Origin of the sequence: Prevotella aff. ruminicola Tc2-24, assembly GCF_900110895.1 — a bacterium.
In the GTDB taxonomy this organism is placed as follows: domain Bacteria; phylum Bacteroidota; class Bacteroidia; order Bacteroidales; family Bacteroidaceae; genus Prevotella.
The window spans coordinates 1-21,241 of the sequence record NZ_FOIQ01000005.1 but is presented as its reverse complement, the minus strand read 5'-3'; the positions used below and the strand labels follow the sequence as shown (position 1 = coordinate 21,241).

The 21,241-nt window shown below is 50.0% G+C and carries 19 protein-coding genes and 1 rRNA gene; 14 read left to right on the top strand and 6 right to left on the bottom strand.

Annotation, left to right across the window (positions count from 1 at the left end):
• The first annotated feature begins 27 nt into the window (after window positions 1–27).
• The 6 genes from BMY63_RS09535 to rplI all read left to right on the top strand — a co-directional run bounded on the left by BMY63_RS09535 (window position 28) and on the right by rplI (window position 3,868).
• On the top strand, window positions 28–1,584 hold the full coding sequence (locus tag BMY63_RS09535; protein WP_091916260.1) for a sensor histidine kinase: 1,557 nt from the start codon (window positions 28–30) through the stop codon (window positions 1,582–1,584).
• 29 nt (window positions 1,585–1,613) lie between these two features.
• Window positions 1,614–2,312: a response regulator transcription factor RprY gene (gene rprY / locus BMY63_RS09530; RefSeq protein ID WP_091902281.1), complete on the top strand. Its 699-nt coding sequence runs from the start codon at window positions 1,614–1,616 to the stop codon at window positions 2,310–2,312.
• A gap of 23 nt (window positions 2,313–2,335) precedes the next feature.
• Window positions 2,336–2,515 (top strand): hypothetical protein, encoded by a 180-nt coding sequence (locus BMY63_RS09525; protein ID WP_091902280.1) that lies wholly within the window; start codon window positions 2,336–2,338, stop codon window positions 2,513–2,515.
• A 113-nt stretch (window positions 2,516–2,628) separates the two neighbouring features.
• Window positions 2,629–2,973, top strand: a complete 345-nt coding sequence (gene rpsF, locus BMY63_RS09520) for a 30S ribosomal protein S6 (protein WP_091902279.1) — start codon at window positions 2,629–2,631, stop codon at window positions 2,971–2,973.
• A gap of 3 nt (window positions 2,974–2,976) precedes the next feature.
• Entirely contained in the window at window positions 2,977–3,243 is a 267-nt protein-coding gene (gene rpsR, locus BMY63_RS09515; RefSeq protein ID WP_013064765.1) for a 30S ribosomal protein S18, read from the top strand.
• Window positions 3,244–3,265: 22 nt separating this feature from the next.
• Entirely contained in the window at window positions 3,266–3,868 is a 603-nt protein-coding gene (rplI, locus tag BMY63_RS09510) for a 50S ribosomal protein L9 (protein ID WP_091902278.1), read from the top strand.
• Between the two features lie 215 nt (window positions 3,869–4,083).
• On the opposite strand, the gene BMY63_RS12355 is transcribed toward rplI, so the two are convergent.
• Complete coding sequence (locus BMY63_RS12355) at window positions 4,084–4,260, bottom strand: PG1828 family lipoprotein (RefSeq protein WP_176771131.1); 177 nt, start codon at window positions 4,258–4,260, stop codon at window positions 4,084–4,086.
• Between the two features lie 353 nt (window positions 4,261–4,613).
• Here BMY63_RS12355 and mtaB point away from each other — a divergent pair, with 353 nt between their 5' ends.
• Together mtaB and BMY63_RS09500 are read left to right on the top strand one after the other, a co-directional pair.
• Window positions 4,614–5,951, top strand: a complete 1,338-nt coding sequence (gene mtaB / locus BMY63_RS09505) for a tRNA (N(6)-L-threonylcarbamoyladenosine(37)-C(2))-methylthiotransferase MtaB (protein ID WP_091916259.1) — start codon at window positions 4,614–4,616, stop codon at window positions 5,949–5,951.
• A 29-nt stretch (window positions 5,952–5,980) separates the two neighbouring features.
• On the top strand, window positions 5,981–7,000 hold the full coding sequence (locus tag BMY63_RS09500; protein ID WP_091902276.1) for a glycosyltransferase family 2 protein: 1,020 nt from the start codon (window positions 5,981–5,983) through the stop codon (window positions 6,998–7,000).
• On the opposite strand, the gene BMY63_RS09495 is transcribed toward BMY63_RS09500, so the two are convergent.
• A complete protein-coding gene (locus BMY63_RS09495) occupies window positions 6,997–8,253 on the bottom strand; it encodes a DUF4861 domain-containing protein (protein WP_256218995.1) in 1,257 nt (418 codons plus the stop codon). The two genes, BMY63_RS09500 and BMY63_RS09495, sit on opposite strands and share 4 nt — an antisense overlap.
• A gap of 201 nt (window positions 8,254–8,454) precedes the next feature.
• Here BMY63_RS09495 and BMY63_RS09490 point away from each other — a divergent pair, with 201 nt between their 5' ends.
• A complete protein-coding gene (locus tag BMY63_RS09490) occupies window positions 8,455–9,258 on the top strand; it encodes a gliding motility protein GldB-related protein (protein ID WP_091902275.1) in 804 nt (267 codons plus the stop codon).
• Here the strand turns inward: BMY63_RS09490 and BMY63_RS09485 are convergent.
• Window positions 9,244–10,182: a tRNA modification radical SAM protein MnmL/YtqA gene (locus BMY63_RS09485; RefSeq protein ID WP_091916258.1), complete on the bottom strand. Its 939-nt coding sequence runs from the start codon at window positions 10,180–10,182 to the stop codon at window positions 9,244–9,246. The genes BMY63_RS09490 and BMY63_RS09485 overlap by 15 nt on opposite strands.
• Before the next feature lie 61 nt (window positions 10,183–10,243).
• On the opposite strand from BMY63_RS09485, the gene BMY63_RS09480 reads away from it, so the two are divergent.
• The 3 genes from BMY63_RS09480 to BMY63_RS09470 all read left to right on the top strand — a co-directional run bounded on the left by BMY63_RS09480 (window position 10,244) and on the right by BMY63_RS09470 (window position 15,485).
• Window positions 10,244–12,451, top strand: a complete 2,208-nt coding sequence (locus BMY63_RS09480; RefSeq protein ID WP_091916645.1) for a S9 family peptidase — start codon at window positions 10,244–10,246, stop codon at window positions 12,449–12,451.
• Complete coding sequence (locus tag BMY63_RS09475; RefSeq protein WP_091916257.1) at window positions 12,448–13,608, top strand: DUF4861 family protein; 1,161 nt, start codon at window positions 12,448–12,450, stop codon at window positions 13,606–13,608. The genes BMY63_RS09480 and BMY63_RS09475 overlap by 4 nt, the downstream gene beginning before the upstream one ends.
• Window positions 13,609–13,688: 80 nt before the next feature.
• Window positions 13,689–15,485 carry an Ig-like domain-containing protein gene (locus BMY63_RS09470; RefSeq protein WP_091916255.1) on the top strand — a complete coding sequence of 599 codons (1,797 nt, stop codon included), beginning with the start codon at window positions 13,689–13,691 and terminating at the stop codon, window positions 15,483–15,485.
• Between the two features lie 76 nt (window positions 15,486–15,561).
• Here BMY63_RS09470 and glyA read toward each other — a convergent pair whose 3' ends face one another.
• From glyA to pyrB, 3 genes are read right to left on the bottom strand one after another with little or no spacing between them, the layout of a single operon-like run.
• On the bottom strand, window positions 15,562–16,842 hold the full coding sequence (gene glyA, locus BMY63_RS09465) for a serine hydroxymethyltransferase (protein ID WP_091902271.1): 1,281 nt from the start codon (window positions 16,840–16,842) through the stop codon (window positions 15,562–15,564).
• A 38-nt stretch (window positions 16,843–16,880) separates the two neighbouring features.
• A complete protein-coding gene (locus BMY63_RS09460; RefSeq protein WP_091902270.1) occupies window positions 16,881–17,327 on the bottom strand; it encodes an aspartate carbamoyltransferase regulatory subunit in 447 nt (148 codons plus the stop codon).
• Window positions 17,328–17,367: 40 nt separating this feature from the next.
• Window positions 17,368–18,318 carry an aspartate carbamoyltransferase gene (gene pyrB / locus BMY63_RS09455; RefSeq protein ID WP_091902269.1) on the bottom strand — a complete coding sequence of 317 codons (951 nt, stop codon included), beginning with the start codon at window positions 18,316–18,318 and terminating at the stop codon, window positions 17,368–17,370.
• Window positions 18,319–18,436: 118 nt separating this feature from the next.
• On the opposite strand from pyrB, the gene BMY63_RS09450 reads away from it, so the two are divergent.
• Complete coding sequence (locus tag BMY63_RS09450) at window positions 18,437–20,755, top strand: transglycosylase domain-containing protein (RefSeq protein WP_091916253.1); 2,319 nt, start codon at window positions 18,437–18,439, stop codon at window positions 20,753–20,755.
• Between the two features lie 325 nt (window positions 20,756–21,080).
• Window positions 21,081–21,241: ribosomal RNA gene (locus tag BMY63_RS12410) — 16S ribosomal RNA — on the top strand; the annotation flags it as partial.

The window sequence follows — 21,241 nt, the reverse complement described above, 5'->3', positions numbered from 1 at the left end:
AAGAAATGGCATATCTTTGCTGCAGATATGAAGAAAAGTACAATTTGGATCATTGCGATAATCATGGGACTCTCGTTCGTGGGACTTCTCCTTCTTCAAATCTCCTATATCGAGGAGATGGCGAAGATGAAGAAAGAACAGTTTGATGAGTCTGTGAACCGTAGCCTCTACCAGGCATCGCGGAATCTGGAGATGAACGAGACGCTTCGTTATCTGGAGAAGGATGTCAGACAGACAGAACGTAGAGCTGTCAGACAGGATTCTGTCATGGTTGACGGACTCGACGGTACCATCAAACAGAGCCATCAGTTCGCAGTAGCTGCCGATGACGGAACGGTTTATTCCTCTTTCGAGTTGAAGACATTTGCCATCAAGCCGGCAAATGTACCTAAGGCTATGATCTTGCGTACTGACAAGAACTCTATCTCTGAGGCTTCTAAATCACTTCAGGAGATCGTTCGTAACCGCTATGTCTATCAGAAAGCACTGCTCGATGAAGTTGTATATAATATCCTCTATACGGCCAGTGACAAGCCCCTGAAGGAGCGTGTCAATTTCAAACTCCTTGATCAGGATATCCGTGCCGAATTGATGAACAATGGTATTAATATCCCCTATCATTTTCGGGTGGAAACTGCCGATGGACGCGAGGTGTATCGTTGCCCGGACTATACAGAAGAAGGGGAGGAGTATACATATAAGCAGACTCTGTTCCGTAACGACCCGTCATCGAAGATGGGTGTGGTGAAGATCCACTTCCCTGACATGAACTCATATATATTCTCAAGTGTCAGGTTCATGATTCCTGCGATGGTTTTTACCGTTGTGCTGCTGCTCACGTTTATCTTCACGATCTTCGTCATCTTCAGACAGAAACGCTATACAGAGATTAAGAACGACTTTATCAATAATATGACGCATGAGCTGAAGACGCCAATCTCTAGTATCTCACTGGCAGCCCAGATGCTCAACGACGATTCGGTGGAGAAGAGCCAGCATATGATGAAACATCTGGGTGGCGTGATCAACGATGAGTCGAAGCGCTTACGCTTCCTAGTAGAGAAAGTACTCCAGATGTCGATGTTTGATCGCCAGACGGCTTCTTTCAAGAAGAAAGAACTCGACCTTAATGAGTTACTTGAATCAATTGCCGGTACTTTCTCCTTGCGTGTGGAACATACCGGTGGCAGGATATATACAGATATTGAGGCGGTGGATTCTGGCATATACGTCGATGAGGTGCATTTCCAGAATGCTATCACCAACCTGATGGACAATGCGGTGAAATACCGTAAGCCCGACCAGCCTCTTGACCTCTATATCCGCACGTGGAACGAGAGAGATCGCTTGTGCTTCAGCATCCGTGATACAGGACTTGGTATCAAGAAGGAGAATGTCAAGAAGATCTTCGACAAATTCTATCGCGTGCATACAGGAAATGTACATGATGTGAAAGGGTTCGGCTTGGGCCTTGCTTATGTGAAAAAGATCATCAATCTGCATGAGGGAGAGATCAAGTGCGAAAGCGAACTGGGGAAGGGCACAACGTTTACCGTGTCATTGCCGACATTAAAGGAAGACTAATTATTCACAATTTAATAAAGAGAACGATTATGGAAGAAAAACTGAAAATCTTGCTTTGCGAGGACGATGAGAACCTCGGAATGTTGCTTCGTGAGTATTTGCAGGCCAAAGGCTTTGTAGCAGAACTCTGTGCCGATGGTGAGGCTGGCTTTAAGGCTTTCCTCAAGGCCAAGTTTGATATCTGTGTGCTCGACGTGATGATGCCTAAGAAGGATGGCTTCACATTGGCTCAGGAGATTCGTGCAGCTAATGCGGATGTGCCCATTATCTTCCTCACTGCCAAGATACTGAAGGAAGATATCCTTGAAGGTTTCAAGCTCGGCGCTGATGACTACATTACCAAGCCTTTCTCTATGGAGGAGCTTGTATTCCGTATTGAAGCGATTCTTCGTCGTACCAAGGGAAAGAAGAGCAAGGAGTCTACCGTATATCATATCGGAAAGTTTACCTTCGATACCCAGAAGCAGTTGCTCACCATCGGAGATAAGCAGACAAAGCTCACAACGAAGGAGAACGAGTTGCTCGCTCTGCTTTGTAGTCATGCGAACGAGATCCTGCAGCGTGATTTCGCTCTAAAGACCATATGGATCGATGACAATTATTTCAATGCCCGTTCAATGGATGTCTATATCACGAAGTTGCGTAAGCATCTGAAAGAGGATAGTCAGATTGAGATTATCAATATCCATGGTAAGGGATACAAACTGATTACTCCAGAGGAGGAATAATCGATAGTTTGGAGTTGATAGATATGAAGACTCTGTTAGACTATATGGGAGTGGCGCTGATTGTAATCGGCGCCCTCCTTTTGATGATTAGTTATGTTGCAGGTTGGACCTCTTCCAACCTCATATTGCTGGTCGGACTTCTGTTGGTCGTCTCTGGTGTGATTCTGCACATTCGGCAACAGAAAAAAGGTGGTAAATATTAAATAATCTTAAAAGTGGTCATAACTGTAATCTATAATCTATAAACTATAAACTAAAATTCGTACCTTTGCAGCCGCTTTAAGCACATTATTAATTTTTTATTTATTAACGTAGTATGAATCAATACGAAACCGTTTTCATTTTAACTCCCGTTTTGTCTGATGATCAGATGAAGGAAACGGCCGCAAAATTCAAGAAAGTCCTCACCGACAAGGGTGCAGAGATTATTAACGAAGAGGCCTGGGGATTGAAGAAGATGGCTTATGCTATCGAGAAGAAGTCTACAGGTTTCTACTGCCTGATAGAGTTCAAGGCTGAGCCTGAAGTGATTAAGACTCTGGAGACAGCTTTCCGTCGTGACGAGAAAGTAATCCGTTTCCAGACAGTTAAACTTGACAAGTATGCTGCAGAGTACGCCGAGAAGCGTCGCGCAAAGCTTGGTAAAAAAGAGGAGGCTTAAACTATGGCAGAGCAAAGTGAAATCCGTTATTTGACAGCTCCTTCTATCGACACGAAGAAGAAGAAGTATTGCCGTTTCAAGAAGAGCGGTATCAAGTACATTGACTACAAGGATCCCGAGTTCCTGAAGAAGTTCCTCAATGAGCAGGGTAAGATTCTTCCCCGCCGTATCACCGGAACATCTCTGAAGTATCAGCGTCGTGTGGCTCAGGCCGTGAAGCGTGCCCGCCAGATCGCACTGCTGCCTTACGTAACCGATTTGATGAAATAATTAAAGAGGAGGACGCAAGAATATGGAAATTATACTGAAAGAAGATATTATCGGTCTGGGATTCAAGAACGATATCGTGAACGTTAAGTCTGGTTACGGTCGCAACTACCTCATTCCTCAGGGAAAGGGTGTGATTGCTTCTCCATCAGCTAAGAAGATCCTCGCAGAGAACCTGAAGCAGCAGGCTCACAAGTTGGCTGCCCTGAAGGCTGCTGCTGAGGAGAAGGCTGCCCAGCTTGCTGGTGTTTCTCTTGAGATCGCAGCAAAGGTAAGTGCTACAGGTCAGCTTTATGGATCTGTTGGTGCTGCTCAGGTTGCCGACGAGCTTGCAAAGCTCGGCAAGGATGTTGACCGTAAGATTATCACCATGAAGGATGCCAAGAAGATTGGCGACTATGTAGCTCTGGTACACTTCCACAAGGAGGTTACTGTTGAGGTTCCTGTTAAGGTTGTAGCTGAGAATGCAGAGGAGCTGAAGGCTGCTGCTGAGGCTGATGCTGCTATCAAGGCTGCTGCTGAGGCAAGAGCTGCAAAGGCTGCTGAGGCAACAGAGGAGGAGGTTGATGCTGACGTTGAGGAGGCTATCGACGAGACCGCTGAGGTTGAGGCTCCTGCAGAGGCATAACTCATAGAATCTAAAAAACAATTAATAATTAATTATTGCTGTAAGGCATCATTATTTATTATGACGCAAGCGTCCCGAGGACATCAGTCCTCGGGATTTTTCATTTGGGATGGATGCTTAATTATCATATTCCATTAGGTCTGAAAAGTATATACAAAAAAAATACCGTTGGACATATGTCCAACGGCTTTTTCTCTCTAGTTCGTATGCTACTATTACTCAGCAACAACAGAGTCAGCTGCAGCAACAACAGAATCAACAGCGGTGCTGTCGATGATGCTGTCAACCTCTGCGATAGAGTCTGTGTCTACAACAGGAGCCTGAGCCTTGTTACCACAAGAAGCGAAAGAGATAGCAGCAACTGCTACGAACATGAATACCAATTTTTTCATTTTTTCTAAGCTTTTAAATCTGTAAAACAATCATTTGTTTATTAAAACGCTGCAAAGTTAAGCATATTTTTAATACGACGTATCATTTTTTTCGATTTTTTTTCGACATATTTTGTAACTTTTTCGCAAGTAATTGTAAATCAAACAAATATGAAATGTTAAAAAAGGTGCTTATAGGAGATGCTTTGGATAAACCTCCATATAATTGGCATTTTATGCACTTATTCGTATCTTTGACACTTCGTGTCTAAAGTGCTTTCGTTCGGAAATGAAAAGAAAAACAAGTTTTCCTTTTGCATTTCACTCACTTATTCGTACCTTTGTGCCCGAAAAAGGAAATACTTCTTGGTAAAATGATAGATACCTCAGCTTTTCAGGGCAAGACCGCAGTTTATTACACCTTAGGGTGCAAACTGAATTTCTCTGAGACATCCACCTTCGGTCGGATGCTTCAGGATATGGGCGTGCGGACTGTTCAGAAAGGACAAAGAGCCGACATCTGTCTGATCAACACCTGTTCGGTGACTGAGGTGGCTGACCATAAGTGTCGACAGGCTATCCGTCGGATGGTGCGTCAACATCCTGGTGCCTTTGTTGTTGTGACTGGATGTTATGCCCAGTTGGAGGCAGAACGGGTGGCTGCCATCGAAGGGGTCGACCTGGTGCTTGGCTCCAACGAGAAGGCTGTTTTGATACAGTATCTCTCAGAGGCATGGTCTAAGAAGACTGCCGATGAGAGTCTGCATCAATATTATAAGGTAAAGACGAAAGATATCAAGTCGTTTGCTCCTTCCTGTTCTCGCGGTAACCGTACGCGTTACTTCTTGAAAGTGCAGGATGGTTGTGACTATTTCTGTACGTATTGTACAATCCCGTATGCTCGTGGATTCAGTCGGAACCCGAGCATTGCTTCGTTGGTTGAGCAGGCCGAGGAGGCCGCTCGTGAGGGTGGTAAGGAGATTGTTCTGACGGGAGTGAATATTGGCGATTTCGGAAAAACCACCGGAGAGTCGTTTGTCGATTTGGTCAAGGCTCTTGATGCTGTAAAAGGAATACGCCGATATCGGATTAGTTCTTTGGAACCAGATCTGCTCTCCGACGAACTGATTGCCTATTGTGCGAAGAGTCGGGCGTTTATGCCACATTTCCATATCCCTTTGCAGAGTGGTAGTGATACGGTACTGAAACTGATGCACAGACATTACGACTCACAACTGTTTGCCGAAAAGATACAGAAAATCAAGACGGTGATGCCCGATGCTTTTATTGGTGTCGACGTGATGGTGGGATGTCGTGGAGAGACACCGGCATGTTTTGAGGAGACGTATGCGTTTCTCGATGGTCTGGATGTGACGCAGCTTCATGTGTTCCCTTACTCAGAACGCCCAGGTACTTCGGCTCTGAGTATTCCTTATGTCGTGAGCGACCGTGAGAAAAAAGAGCGTTCTAAGCGCTTGTTGGAACTTTCCGACCAGAAGACGGTTGATTTCTATCGCCGGCATATCGGACAGGAGGCTGAGGTGCTCTTCGAGAAGGCTCCTCGTGGTAGGGCCATGCATGGCTTTACCCGAAATTATATCCGTGTGGAACTTCCTCCTCAGGAGGCCGATCCAGAGTTGGACAACCAACTGGTGAAGGTGAGACTCGGTGAGCTCACTCGCGACCAGCAGGCTTTAAAGGTGAATCTGTAGGCTTATATATTAATAATAGGTATGTGTGTATGGAAAAATTAGCGATTGTGATTCTTAACTGGAATGGCGAGAAGATGCTCAAAGAGTATTTGCCTACGGTGTTGCGCTATTCTTGCGACGAGGCGAAGGTTTATGTGGCTGATAATGCCTCAACCGACGGCTCACTCGAGATGCTAAGAAAGGATTTTCCCACATGTAGTCTGATTGAACTTGACAGAAACTGGGGTTTTGCCGAAGGATATAATAAGGCTCTGGCGCAAGTCGATGCAGAATATTTCCTCTTATTGAATTCAGATATCGAGGTGACACCCCATTGGCTGACACCTCTCATCGAATATATGGATGCTCATACGGATACGGCAATCTGTCAACCCAAACTGCTCTCGGTGTTCGAGAAAAATCGTTTCGAGTATGCCGGAGCGTGTGGTGGCTACCTCGACAAATACGGTTATCCTTTCTGTCGGGGACGGGTCTTCCAAACGGTTGAGGAAGACAAAGGACAGTTCAACGATCCGGCGGAGGTCCTTTGGGCCACTGGCGCGGCATTGATGATACGTTCAAAAGATTATTGGGAAGTCGGTGGCCTCGACGGCCGATTCTTCGCTCATAGCGAGGAGATCGATTTGTGCTGGCGTCTTCGCATCCGTGGACGGAAGGTCGTTTGTCTTCCCGACAGTCATGTGTACCATGTGGGAGGAGGAACTCTGCCGAAGGCAAATCCGATGAAGACCTTCCTGAACTTCCGTAATAATCTGACGATGCTTTATAAATGTCTGCCCGATGATGAACTGCGAGGTGTCATGCGCTGGCGCTGGTTCCTTGATTACCTGGCTGCGTGGGAGATGCTGATCCTGCAATGGAACATAGGCGACTTCAAGGCGGTATATCGGGCACGACGTGCCTTCCGGCAGTGGCGAAAAGAATTCCGTGCTGATCGAAAGGCCATCCAGGCATCACGAATAGGGAAAGCTGTACCAGAGCGGAAACCTTTCTCTTTGCTGTGGCAGTACTATGTGAAAAGACGACGTACCTTCGAGCAACTTCCTTAGTCGTGTCGCACGACGATGAGGGGCGTATCAACCTCTTTTTTCCATCTTCTGAGATAATCGAACCATTCTTGTGCCGAGTGGTATCCGAAGGTCTCGTTATCGGAACAGTAGACAACCTTGTAACTCAAGTGGTGCTTGTCCGTGCTATCGTTCACTGTCGACTCCTCATCCGACGTGCCGATAACGAACGCGTAATTGTCTTTATTTGCTTTTTCCTCACTTCTCACATATTTTATAGGAATATAGATACCGAGTCCTACGGTCTCACGCTTGAAGTTAATGGTATCGCTCGATGGCCAGTCGGTGCCCCAACAGGCGCGCAGACCATGTCCGTCGCTATACTCTTCAGAGCCTTTCACGTTGATGATACCTGTAGAGAACTGGTAGTCTGCAACCTCATTGTTGAAGAACACATCCACATCCGTATCACGGTGACCGGCATATTGCGTGTATCGGATGGTCATATCTACCGCCGACTTGTCAGTATATGGCTGCCAACCTTTGTCCACAACTTCGACGATCGTTCGCAGTGGTCCATACGAGATGATACGTTGTGTACGACTGCGCACAGGATCAATCATCGTCGGCTGCTGTCCGTCCCATCCGCGGAAAGCACCAAGTCCGAAGGTGTTACCCACCCACAGCACATCGTCGCCATAGCCGGCTGCTTTCTGTTCTGCTGATGTATAGAACTGGGTGGCTTGGATCTCAAGGCGCTTTTGGAACTTTCCGTAGAGGTCGAGTGTCTGGCGCTTGTCGAAGTAGATGCGGATGCCGTTTAACTCACTCTCGAAGGTCACCCCGTGATGATGCTGGATATTATAGGAGTTGGCGCAGTCACCCCGTGCTGTGATCGACTCGATATAGTTGTCATGCTTGTTCTTCTCCTTCACCTTGTCGTTACGGATAAGCATCTCCGTATAGACACGGGCCGGATACTTCCGGGGCACTCCCTCGTCACAAAGAGTCACCTGATACGTCGTCTCCGTATGACCTTTACTGTCGACGAGGAAACACAACTCGTCATTCTCACCGTCCTGATCCAGGTCGTCAAGCTGGCAGGGAATTTCCTTCCCGTCTTTCTGCACGATCGCAGATGCCACACGACCGAACGACTTCAGGTCGATGACTACGGGCTGGTCTGTGCGGTCAGTCTTGGAGGTGTTGCGCATCAGGTATAAGACCGTCGTCTCTTCTGCCATGACTATAGAGACGAACGAGGCTGTTAGTGCCAGCATCAGTATTCTTTTCATTCTTTTCTTGAGATCTGTTTTAGTTCATACAAAAGTACGGAAAAAGGAGCAATTCCTTTATGATTTTTACACAAATAAACAGAAATGCGCAGGTTTTTATACGAATTTTTATCTTTTTTAGGTTAAAATTTTGTTTTGTGAACAATTATTGGTATATTTGCACTTGTTTTTAACAATCGTATAACATTCAGGATCGCTATCGTGCGCAAGGTATACTATATTCTGTTCGTCGTCATGCTGGTTTGCGTCAGCTGTGAATGGCAATTCAGGACCTCCGATGAGGGGGACGATACAATTGTCGTTGACCGCTATGACCGTATCCAGAGCCTATATCTGACAACAGGCGATTTCTCCGCCCTGCAGCAGATGAATACCTCTTACCCGATGCAGACGCGTACGTTGATCGAGGATGTGCTGCATATTGGTAAGGTGAACGACCAGCAGATCAATACCAAGTTCCTTCGGTTCTATCAAGACTCGACGTTGCAGGCACTGATATCAGAGGCTGAACAGCAGTATGCCAATATGGATGATATCAATAGCGAACTGACAAAGGCGTTTACCTATCTCCGGAAGAATATCCCCAATATGGAACTCCCTGAGGTATATGCGCAGATCGGTTCACTCGACCAGAGCATTATTGTCGGTAACAACACGATTGGCATTTGTCTCGATAAGTACTTAGGTTCCGACTATCCCCTTTACAAGCGTGCCGAATATGGGTATTCTGAGAGTCAACTTCAACTGATGACGCGCAGATATGTGGTGCCCGACTGTATCGGCTTCTACTTGCTGAGCATCTATCCTATGCCGCTTAACAGGGTTCTGACCCAGATGGAGCAGGACATCCATATCGGTAAGATTCAATGGACGGTCAACAAGGCGATGGGCGAAAACGTTTTCCAGTCGTTATATATCCGACTGGTCGACCGTTATATGAAGCGTAATAAGAATATGACGGTCGATCAGATGCTGCGGAATAACGAGTACTCAGATTTCCGCTAACTGTCCCTGATAGATTTCGTGCTTTTTCAGATAGTTCACCAGTAGGTGGGTGAACTCGTAGTTCTTGAGCCCCCAGTGTGGTGCTATGACCATCTCATGCGGCGCCTGCGACACGAAACGCTCCAGAACCAGATCCTTTCTCAGTCTTTGTATGTATTGGGCGATGAGTTGGATATACGCCTCGGCAGAGTATACATGGAAAGGCGACTGCTCATAGATCTCGGCCAGTCGTGTGCCGCGGATCACCTGCATCTGGTGGATCTTCAGAATGTCGAGGGGCAGGGCGGAGATGAGTGGTGCCTGACGGATACTCTCGGCTGCATCCTCCCCGGGTAGTCCTAGGATGATATGCCCGCCAGTCAGGATTCCCTGGGCATGTGTCCGTTCCACTGCCGTGCGTACATCCTCGAAGGTGTGTCCTCTATTGATGTATCTGAGGGTCTGCTCGTTGGCACTCTCAATGCCGTATTCCACAATGACAAAGGTCTGCCGACTCAGTCTTGCAAGATAGGCAAGGAGTTCATCCGACACACAGTCTGGTCGGGTACCGATGATGATGCCCACCACATCCTCCACTGCCAGTGCCTCTTCATAGCGTTTCTTGAGGGTCTCAAGGTCGGCATACGTGTTCGTATAGGTCTGGAAATAGGCTAGATATTTCATCTCGGGATATTTGTGTGCGAAGAATCGCTTCCCCTCTTCCAATTGCTGGGTGATACTCTTCGTCCTACTGCAATAGCCGGGATTGAACGATCGGTTGTCACAATAGATACAACCTCCCGACGAGAGTCTCCCGTCACGGTTCGGACAGGTGAACCCTGCGTCTACCGAGATTTTCTGAACACGGAAGGGAAAACGGCAGCGGATCCATGTGCCATAGTCGTTATAATTATAATAAGGTATATTCACTTTATTTAATTCCATCCGTTTGCAAAGTTATGGAAAAAAACGCTATCTTTGCACGATCAATGAATAAAATATGAATATGAAGAAACTTTTTTTCCTGGCAGCAGTGATGGCATGTAGCCTGACGCCGTCAGTGGCTGGCGAGAAGCTGGATTTGAAACAGATCACCCGTGGTGAGTTCCGCTCGGAGTCGATGCAGGCTGTCTGTCCGATGGCCGACGGAGAGTCATATAGTCAGATATGCAACGATGGAAAACGCATCGTCAACTTCTCTTTCCGTACGGGAAAGCAGCTGAGCGTTTTGTTCGACGTGGAAACGGCTCGTGGCGAGAAGATCAGTCGGGTCGACGGCTATATCATGGGGCCGGATGGCCGGTACATGCTCATACAGACAGCTACGAAACCCATCTATCGCCGCTCGTTCACTGCCGTCTATTATATCTATGATATCCGGAACAACAAACTGATGCCGCTCAGCGATGGCGGTCCGCAGCAGACGCCGGTATTCTCACCCGACGGCAATCTGATTGCCTTCGTTCGCGATAATAATATCCACCTCGTCAAGCTCCTGTACGGTAATGCCGAGAGTCAGGTGACCAAGGACGGGAAGTTCAATGAGGTGATCAACGGCATCCCCGACTGGGTGTATGAGGAGGAGTTCTCCACGAACTCGTCGATGGTGTTCACGGCCGACTCCAAGCAGATTGTTTGGATACGTTACGATGAGCGTGCCGTGAAGCAGTTTACCTTGCAACTGTTCAAGGGACTGGCTCCAGAACGGAAGGAGTTCGCCGAGTATCCCGGCGAATATACCTATAAGTATCCTGTTCCCGGTCAGACCAATTCCGAGGTCAGCGTTTATAGCTACGACATCAAGTCACACCAGACACGGAAGATCAATCTCCCGTTGGATGCCGATGGTTATATCCCACGTATCAAGGCCACCAGCGATCCCTCTAAGGTTGCCATCTTCACCATGAACCGTCACCAGGATATGCTTCGCATCTATATGGCTAACCCCTTGTCAACGATATGTCAGTTGGCTATCGAAGACAAGGTCGACAAGTATATCAAGGAAGAGACATTTGAAGAGGTGAAGATCACCGACAAGCATATCCTTCTGCCCAGTGAGCGCGATGGTTATAACCATCTCTATCTCTACAACCTGAACGGTCAACTGGTCCGACAGATTGTGAAAGACCGTTATGTGGTGAATCACGTGTATGGCTATGATGAGCAGACGGGCGACACCTATTTCTCGGCCAACCCCAATGGTGCTACCGATCAGCAGGTGATGGTGGCTCATGCCAACGGTAAGACGGAGATCCTCTCCCAGAAGGGCGGTGTGAACAACGCCATCTTCAGCACGAACCTCAAATACTTCATTAATATATGGAGCAGCATGGATCATCCGGCTCAGTACACGCTCTGCCAACAGAACGGAAAGGTGCTGCAGACGCTGATCGATAATCAGGCGCTTGTCAAGAAACTGGCCGCCTATGATTTAGGAAAGAAAGAGCTCTTCTCCTTTACCACATCCGAAGGCGTCGTCCTGAACGGATGGATGGTCAAGCCGGCCGACTTTGACCCGTCGAAACGCTACCCGGTCATCATGTATCAGTATGGCGGTCCTGGCAACCAACAGGTGTTGAACGAGTGGGGCATCGGCATGAACGGCAATGGGGCCATCCTCGAGCAGTACCTGGCCCAACAGGGCTATGTGTGTGTCTGTGTCGACAACCGAGGCACGGGCGGCCGTGGCGCTGAGTTCGAGAAATGTACCTACCTCCGTCTGGGCGAGCTCGAAGCCCGCGATCAGGTGGAAACGGCACTATGGCTCGGACAGCAGTCGTATGTCGATAAAGACCGTATCGGCATCTGGGGATGGTCGTACGGTGGCTGGAACACCCTGATGTCCATGTCCGAGGGGCGCCCCGTCTTCCGTGCCGGAGTGGCCATCGCTCCTCCGACCTGCTGGCGCTTCTACGACTCGATCTATACCGAACGGTATATGCGTACGCCACAGGAGAACCAGCAAGGCTACGACGAGGTGAACCCCATCTCCCGTGCCCCACAACTGCATGGTGCTCTTCTCCTCTGCCATGGTCTGGCCGACGATAATGTGCATTACCAGAATACGGCAGAGTATGTCGAGGCCTTAGTGCAGGCCGACAAGGATTTCCGTCAGCTTGTCTATACCAACCGGAATCATAGCATCTTTGGTGGTAACACCCGTTATCACCTGTACCGTCAGGCCGTCAATCATTTCAATAGCGAACTGCGATGAGCACGCTCCTTTCTTTGCTGGCTGCGGTCTTCTTGACCGTCGAGGTGGCCAATACCTCAGACGAATATTGTGAACAGGTGGTGGAGTTTCCTCTGGACAGTGTCTTGCAACAGCTCGGAACGACTGCCGACAGTCTTCGGGTGACGGAGGCCGCCGGACTCGACGTGCCTTTCCAACTCACTCACGACGGGAAGCTCCTGATCGAAGCGGCGGTCCGCAAGGGTGGGGTGGCTTGTTTCACCATCTCCAAGGGACAGCCTCAGACGTTCCCCATGGTATGCCATGGGGCCCTTCATCCCGAACGGAAGGATGACTTTGCATGGGAGAACGACCGTGGCGCCTACCGGGTCTACGGACCGGCACTTGAGCGCACGGGCGAGCGCTCGTTCGGCATCGATGTGTGGACGAAGAACACACCGGAGCTAGTGGTCGATCAGCGCTTCTATGTCGAGGATATTGTCATGATGCCTACCGTCGATTCACTGCGCCGTGTTGATCGCCATCGGGGCGACTCCCTCTATCGCACCATTTCCTATCATCATGATCATGGGCGTGGTCTCGACCCCTATAAGGTGGGAGCCACACTGGGATGCGGGGCACCGGCACTGATGGTCGCCGACAGTATCGTCATGCCTTATTGCTTTGAGCGTTATGAGGTGCTCGACGAAGGTCCGCTACGCTTCACCGTCCGCCTGACACAGAGTCCGCGGGTGGTCTGTGGCGATACGATCCGCGAGCATCGGGTCATCACCCTCGACAAAGGCTCAAACTTCAATCGGATGACGGTCTCCTACGACGGTCTGTCCCGTCCTGTCGCCTTCTGCTCTGGAGTGGTCGTCCAGCGTGAGGATCCCGAGCCTGTGGTTCTGGGACGCGACTTCGTGTCGTATACCGATCCGACCGATCAGCCCAATGTGCATCATGCCCCGTTATATGTGGCCGTGCTTTTCCCCGAGGGGACGGTGACTACCCGTCAACAGCAGCAGCATGCCCTGGGTGTGCTCCCTCAATACCGGGGTGAGCCGTATACCTATTACTTCGGTTCAGCCTGGGCAAAGTACGATGTGCGTACGCCGCAGGAATGGGAGGCGCGGATAGCATGGTATCTGCGTATGCTCCGTCATCCCTTGCAGGTCACATTGAAAAAAAATAATTAAATAATGTGGCAAATCGTGCCCGTTTTATAAAAAGTTTGTATCTTTGCAGCCGATTAGGTAACAATTATAACAAGTGAATCATGAAGACAATCAAGTATTTAAGGATATTTCTGCTGATCACGGTGCTCGGCATAGGGCTCTCTTCCTGTGGTGAGGATGAATATCATACCCGCCTGCACGAGCTCATTCTTAATGATCTGACAGGTGAAAAGGGATTTGACAAAGAAGGTGTGTATATCCCTACCGAGAAGACGGCATACGAGAAGGTGTACCGCAATGAGGATCTCTCCAACTATGCTGCTACGACCGATGCCAGTTGGTGTCATGCGACGATCGAGGCCGACCAGTCTCTGCTGCGTGTGTCGGTCGACCCGAACGACACGTTCGACGACCGTGTCGCTACCGTTACAATCTCCGATATCAAGGATGGCGTGACCTCACGTACCTTCCAGGTGTCGCAGAAACAGTGCGATGTCATCATGATTGGCGAGGGTGAGTACGAGGTGGCTTCCGAAGGCGGAACGGTTGAGATCACCGTTGAGAGTAATGTCGACTATACTGTCGAGATCCTTGATGCCGACTGGGTCACGCTGCCTAACAACGCGACTCGCGGCCTTGTCACCTCTACGGTGGTGCTCGAGGTTGCCAGAAACGATAGCGAGGAAGAGAGAACGGCCACGGTAAGGATCGTGGACAACAGAACGGGTGTCGAGGACATCACCACCATCTTCCAGCATTTCGATCCGAAGTTCAGTGTCGTGAAGAACAGCTATACCATCGACGAATTCGGTGGTACCGTCAGCATCTACGTCCAGACGAACGTCTCGTTCGATACCGATCTCAACCCCGAGGATAGTTGGATATCGTCGGAAGGTCGTGAGTCGAAGCCTGAGCTTGATCTGGTCATCCAGCGCCTGACAGTCGCTCCTCTCACCACGAAGGTGCCGAGTCGTACAACGACTGTGACGCTGAAGAACACCACGTGGGATTTCTCTGAGAAGATTACGATCACGCAGACCAAGAACCTCTATATCAAGGACGAGGACTTCCAGTTGTATACCACCCAGACCAAGAAGTTGAATCTGCACAATGCCAATGGTGAGGCTGTCTCTTGGAAGTCGTCTAACACCTCTGTGGCAACGGTCGACAGCGAAGGACTGGTTGAGGCTGTGGGTGCTGGTACGGCAACGATCACGGTCACCTCACCCGACCAGAAGCATACCGACAATGTCAAGGTGACGGTTGTCGCACCGAAGGATCTGGACGACAAGCTGGCTACGGCATGGGAATCTAATAACTTCACGAAGGGTGATACGACGGTGGTAGAAAAACTGTCATCTACCATCACCAACAATAGTGACTTCGATATCCAGATGACGAAGTGCACGCTCTTCCGCGACGGTAAGGAGCTGAAGACTGTAACGTACGATGCAACCACTGGCGCACTGGCCAGCAAGGGCAGTTTGAAGGCCGAGTTCGCCGATCTGGTCATGTACGAAGAGGTTGAGGTCGAGGTGCCCGATCCAGAGACCGTAGAAGGTGAGGAGGGCGAGAACGGCGAGAATGCTGATAACGGCAACAGCTCGTCGACCACCGGTGGTGGTGATGCACCCGCTTCTACAAGAAGAGCTCGTACCAGGGCTATCGTTAAGACACTCCAGATCGACCTCAGTCCACATATCTATTATGTGGTGTGGGAGTACAGCTATTATGGTGAGAACTTCATCTACCGTACCGACGACCATGTCGCTACGGCAAAGGTAGAGAGTAGTGCCGCTGGTGCTCGCAGGAGCACCCGTGCCGTTGCCCACACGAAGACTGCCAGCCGTACGAAGACCGTTGCTCGCCCGGCGAGCCGTCCTCGTACCAGAAGATAACGAACGTCGATAACCAGACAATAAAGGGGGCAGCCAGATGGCTGCCCCCTCTTTTTATCATGATGCGATTGAGTGCTTAGTAAGCGAAGAGAGGATAGTCCTTCATCTTCTCGTTCACACGAGCACGAACCGATGCGATCACCTCTGGGTTCTCGGGATCGTTGAGTACCTCCTCAATCCATGCAGCAATCTGAATCATCAGATCCTCTTTAGCACCACGGGTAGTGATAGCCGGTGTACCCAGACGGATACCAGAGGTCTGGAAGGCGCTACGACTGTCGAACGGCACCATGTTCTTGTTCACGGTGATGTCGGCGGCAACGAGTGCGTTCTCTGCAACCTTACCGGTCAGGTCGGGATACTTCGTACGGAGGTCAACCAGCATCGAGTGGTTGTCGGTACCGCCGCTCACGATGGCGAAGCCACGCTTAATCAACTCGTCGGCCAGAACCTTGGCGTTCTTCTGAACCTGCTTAGCCCACTCCTTGAACTCAGGCTGCAGAGCCTCACCGAAGGCCACGGCCTTGGCAGCGATGACATGCTCCAGCGGACCACCCTGCTGACCGGGGAAGACAGCCGAGTTGAGCAGCTGGCTCATCATCTTCGTTACACCCTTCGGTGTTTTCAGACCCCATGGGTTCTCGAAGTCCTTACCCATCAGGATGATACCACCACGCGGACCACGGAGCGTCTTGTGTGTCGTAGAGGTCACGATGTGTGCCCACTTCACGGGGTTCTCCAGCAGACCGGCGGCAATCAGACCGGCGGGGTGAGCCATATCGATCATCAGCAGAGCGCCTACCTTGTCGGCGATCTCACGCATACGCTTGTAGTCCCATTCGCGGCTGTAAGCAGAGCCACCACCGATAATCAGCTTGGGCTTGTGCTCTAGGGCCAGGGCCTCCATCTCGTCGTAGTCCACGCGACCGGTCTCTTGGTTCAGGTTATAGCCTACGGGCTTATACAGGATACCACTGGTGTTCACCAGTGAACCATGTGAGAGGTGTCCGCCATGTGCGAGGTTCAGACCCATGAAGGTGTCACCGGGCTGCAGAACGGCCAGCAGAACGGCTGCGTTAGCCTGTGCACCGGAGTGGGGCTGTACGTTAGCGTACTCTGCGCCGAAGAGCTTGCATACACGGTCGATGGCAAGCTGCTCCACCTCGTCGACCACCTGACAACCGCCGTAGTAACGGTGTCCAGGATAGCCCTCAGCGTATTTGTTGGTCAGGTAACTGCCCATGGCTTCCATGACCTGGTCGCTCACGAAGTTCTCACTGGCGATCAGCTCGATGCCCTTAAGCTGGCGCTGATGCTCTTTCTCAATCAACTCGAAGATTGTGTTGTCTCTGTTCATTGTCTTTGTTTATGGGGTTTTTAAAATTCTTCAATCCTTCAACACAGTTCCACCTTATTAATATCCTGCTCCTTCTCGCAGTAGCGACAAGTCAGAACACCGTTGGCCACATGGAAATGGGTAGCCATGGGCTCGTTGTTCGTGATGCATTTCGGGTTATTACATTTGACGATGCCCTTGATCTCCTCGGGTGTCACCACGGCTTTCTTCTCCACCACCTCGTAGTCGCGTATGATGCTGAGAATCACGTTCGGTGCCACCACGGAGAGCCTGGATATCTCGTCGTCGGTGAAGAATTTATCGCTCACCTTGATGATACCCTTGCATCCCACCTTCTTTGATGGGTAGTTGAATCCGATGGTGACGGGCGTCTTCAGTTCAAACAGTCCGAGCAGACTTGCCACCTGGTATGTCTTCTCAGTTGGAATGTGATCAATCACTGTTCCGTGCTCAATCGCAGCTACTAAGCGTTCTTTCTTATTCATAATCCTCAATCCCTATAAAGGTAATCAAAACTCTCAACTCTTAACCCTCAATGATTGTCTTGTCATTCTTCACTTTGTCGAGCGTGATGCCCAGCACATCGCAGAAGATAGCCTCACGGGCAAAGAGACCGTTGCCCGCCTGCTGAATATAGTAGGCATGCGGGTTGTCGTCCACCTCGTAGGCGATCTCGTTGACACGAGGCAGAGGGTGCAAGATCTTCATGTTGGGCTTGGCATACTTCAGCATGTCGTTGTTCAGCACATACACGTTCTTCACCCGCTCATACTCCATGAGGTCGGAGAAGCGCTCCTTCTGTACACGAGTCATGTAGAGAATATCCGCATCGGCGATAATCTTCTCGTTGAAGGCCGTATGCTCCTGATACTTGATGCCATGCTCTTTACAGTAGATCTTGTATTCGATAGGCATGGCCAGTTCCTTGGGAGCCACGAAATGGAAAGTCGGGTTGAAGTGGCGCATGGCCATCAGCAGGGAGTGCACGGTACGGCCGTATTTCAGGTCGCCCACCATATAGATATTCAGGTTCTCCAGTGTGCCTTGTGTCTTATAGATAGAGTAGAGGTCGAGCATGCACTGTGAGGGGTGCTGGTGGGCTCCGTCGCCGGCGTTTACGATAGGTATCGGAGCCACCTCTGCTGCATACTGAGCAGCACCCTCGATGAAGTGACGCATCACGATCACGTCGGCATAGTTCGATACCATCAGGATGGTGTCTTTCAGCGTTTCACCTTTTGTGCCACTGGTAATCTTCGGGTCTGCGAAACCGATGACACGTGCACCGAGGCGGTTGGCAGCGGTCTCAAAACTCAGGCGGGTGCGGGTCGATGGTTCGAAGAAAAGGGTTGCCACGACTTTCCCTTTCAGCAGTTCCCGGTTGGGGTGTTTCTCAAACTCCTCTGCCATCTCAATCATATAGAGAATCTTCTCCCGAGTGAGATCGGCAATGGTCACAAAATTATGCTTTTCCATCCGTTCTTTTGTTTTTGTTTGCGCAAAATTACACAATATTTCTGATTTCCGTGCGATAATTTAAAAGAAAATCGTAATTTTGCATCAAGATACTGAAAAAAGTAAAGAAATCGATCATATGAGAAAGCTTTTTGTCTATTTTCTTTGGACATTATTGACAATATCTGTGCTGGGAGCCGTATTTGCTTTCTATGCGATAGACAAAGGATGGATAGGTTACATGCCACCTGTTGAGGACCTTCAGAACCCGATCAACCGCTTCGCCACGCAGATCTATTCTGCCGATGGAAAGATCATGGGAACGTGGAACTATAACCGTGAAAACCGCGTGATGGTCGACTACTCCAAACTGCCCACTTCTTTGGTGCAGGCGCTCGTTGCCACAGAGGATGTTCGTTTCTACGATCATTCCGGCATCGACTTCTACGCCCTCGGACGTGCCATCATCAAGCGCGGCGTGTTAGGGCAGAAGAGTGCCGGTGGTGGTTCCACCATCACCCAACAGTTGGCCAAGCAGCTCTATTCCGAGCGGGCAAAGTCCACCATGGAACGTCTGTTTCAGAAACCGATAGAGTGGGTGATCGCCGTCAAGTTGGAGCGTAACTATACCAAGGACGAGATCATCACCATGTACCTCAACTATTTCGACTTCCTGCATAATGCCGTCGGCATCAAGGTTGCTGCCGACACCTATTTTAGTAAGGAGCCGAAGGATCTCACCGTCACCGAGGCGGCCACCCTCGTGGGCCTCTGTAAGAACCCCTCATATTATAACCCCGTCAGATACCCCGATCGGAGTCGCGACCGTCGTAATGTCGTGCTCGGACAGATGCTGAAGGCTGGTTACCTCAGTGAGGCCGACTACGAGAAATACTGTGCCGAGCCGCTTACGCTGAAGTTCCATGTCTCCGACCATCGCGACGGTATCGCCGTCTATTTCCGTGAGTTCCTCAGGAAGTACATGACTGCCAAGAAACCCGATCGTGCCCTCTATCCGTCGTGGAACATGGTGAAGTACTATAACGACTCCATCAACTGGGAGACCGACCCCCTCTATGGCTGGTGCAACAAGAACAGGAAACGTAATGGCGACTACTATAGCATCTATACCGACGGTCTGAAGGTCTATACCACCATCGACTCTAAGATGCAGCAGTATGCCGAGCAGGCTGCCTACCAGCATGTGGTGAAATACCTGCAGCCGGCCTTCGCTGCCGAGAACCAGAAGAAAGCGAATGCGCCCTATTCGTCGAACCTCACTCCTGAGCAGGTGCGACAGATTATCAACCGCTCCATCCGACAGAGTGAGCGCTATCGTGTGCTCCATGAGAGTGGCGCGTCAGAAGATGAGATTCAGAAGTCGTTCCGCACGCCGGTACGTATGACGGTGTTCACCTATCATGGAGAGATTGACACGACGATGACGCCGATCGACTCGATCCGCTATTACAAGTCGTTCCTCCGCACCGGCTTCGTCAGCGTGTGCCCGCAGAACGGACATGTCAAGGCTTATGTCGGTGGTTTGAACTACGAGCACTTTGCATATGATATGGTTTCGGAGGGTCGCCGTCAGGTCGGTTCTACCATCAAACCTTATCTCTATTCGTTGGCCATGGAGAACGGATTCTCACCGTGCGACGAGGCGCCCAACGTGCAGCAGACCTATATGGTGGCCGGTCGTCCCTGGACACCGCGCAACGGCAGTCGTGCCCGCTACGGCGAGATGGTCACTTTGAAGTGGGGACTCCAGCAGTCGAACAACTGGATCTCTGCCTACCTGATGAGTAAGCTCAGTCCGCAGGCCTTCGTCGACCTGCTGCGTGAGTACGGCATCCGCAACCCCGAGATCCATCCCTCGATGTCGCTCTGTCTGGGTCCGTGCGATATCAGTGTGGCCGAGATGGCCAGCGCCTATACCGCCTTTGTCAACCACGGTATTCGTGCCGCCCTGATGTACGTGACGAAGATCGAGGATGGCGAGGGAAATGTCATCGCACAGTTCCAGCCCCGCATGAACGAGGTCATCAGCGAGGAGAGTGCCCATAAGATGCTCTATATGCTGAAGGCCGTCGTCGATGGCGGTACCGCCGGTCGTCTGCGCTTCAAGTATGGCCTGAAAGGTAGCATTGCAGGTAAGACCGGTACCACCAATAACAACAGTGACGCCTGGTTTATGGGCATCACCCCGACGTTGGTGAACGCTTGTTGGGTGGGCGGCGACGATCGCGACATCCATTTCAACACCATGTTCTACGGTCAGGGCGCATCTATGGCCCTGCCTATCTTCGCCCTCTACATGCAGAAAGTATATGCCGATCCGCAGTTGGGTTACAACGAGGATGCCACCTTCGATCTGCCTGCCGGCTACGACCCCTGTTCCTTCGTCGACGAAGCACTCGAAAGCAGCGATAACGACTTCGAAGAGCTCTTTGAGTGAGATATATAATATAAGGTACTCCCTTCAAATGTAATAATTCCCGAAAAGTTTTTGCTTCTCGGGAATTTTTCTTCTCCAAAATTTGGATGGTATCAAAATTTGTCGTACCTTTGCATCCGCTTTCGCCTAAAAATCTAGGCTGAGGCAAACAAAAGAGAGTTCTTTGAAAGATTTACATAGACAGAAGTAGTACAAGAAGCGAGAGCATTGTAGTGATGCTCTTGGGTAGAAGAAACGAACCGTTTATTCTTTTAAACAATTACTTGATACTGGATAGTCGTTCTGAGACAGATAACATTCCGTAAGGGATAAAGATATTTTTTTTACAGTGAAGAGTTTGATCCTGGCTCAGGATGAACGCTAGCTACAGGCTTAACACATGCAAGTCGAGGGGCAGCATTATCGAAGCTTGCTTTGATAGATGGCGACCGGCGCACGGGTGAGTAACGCGTATCCAACCTTCCCCTTAGTAGGGCATAGCCCGTA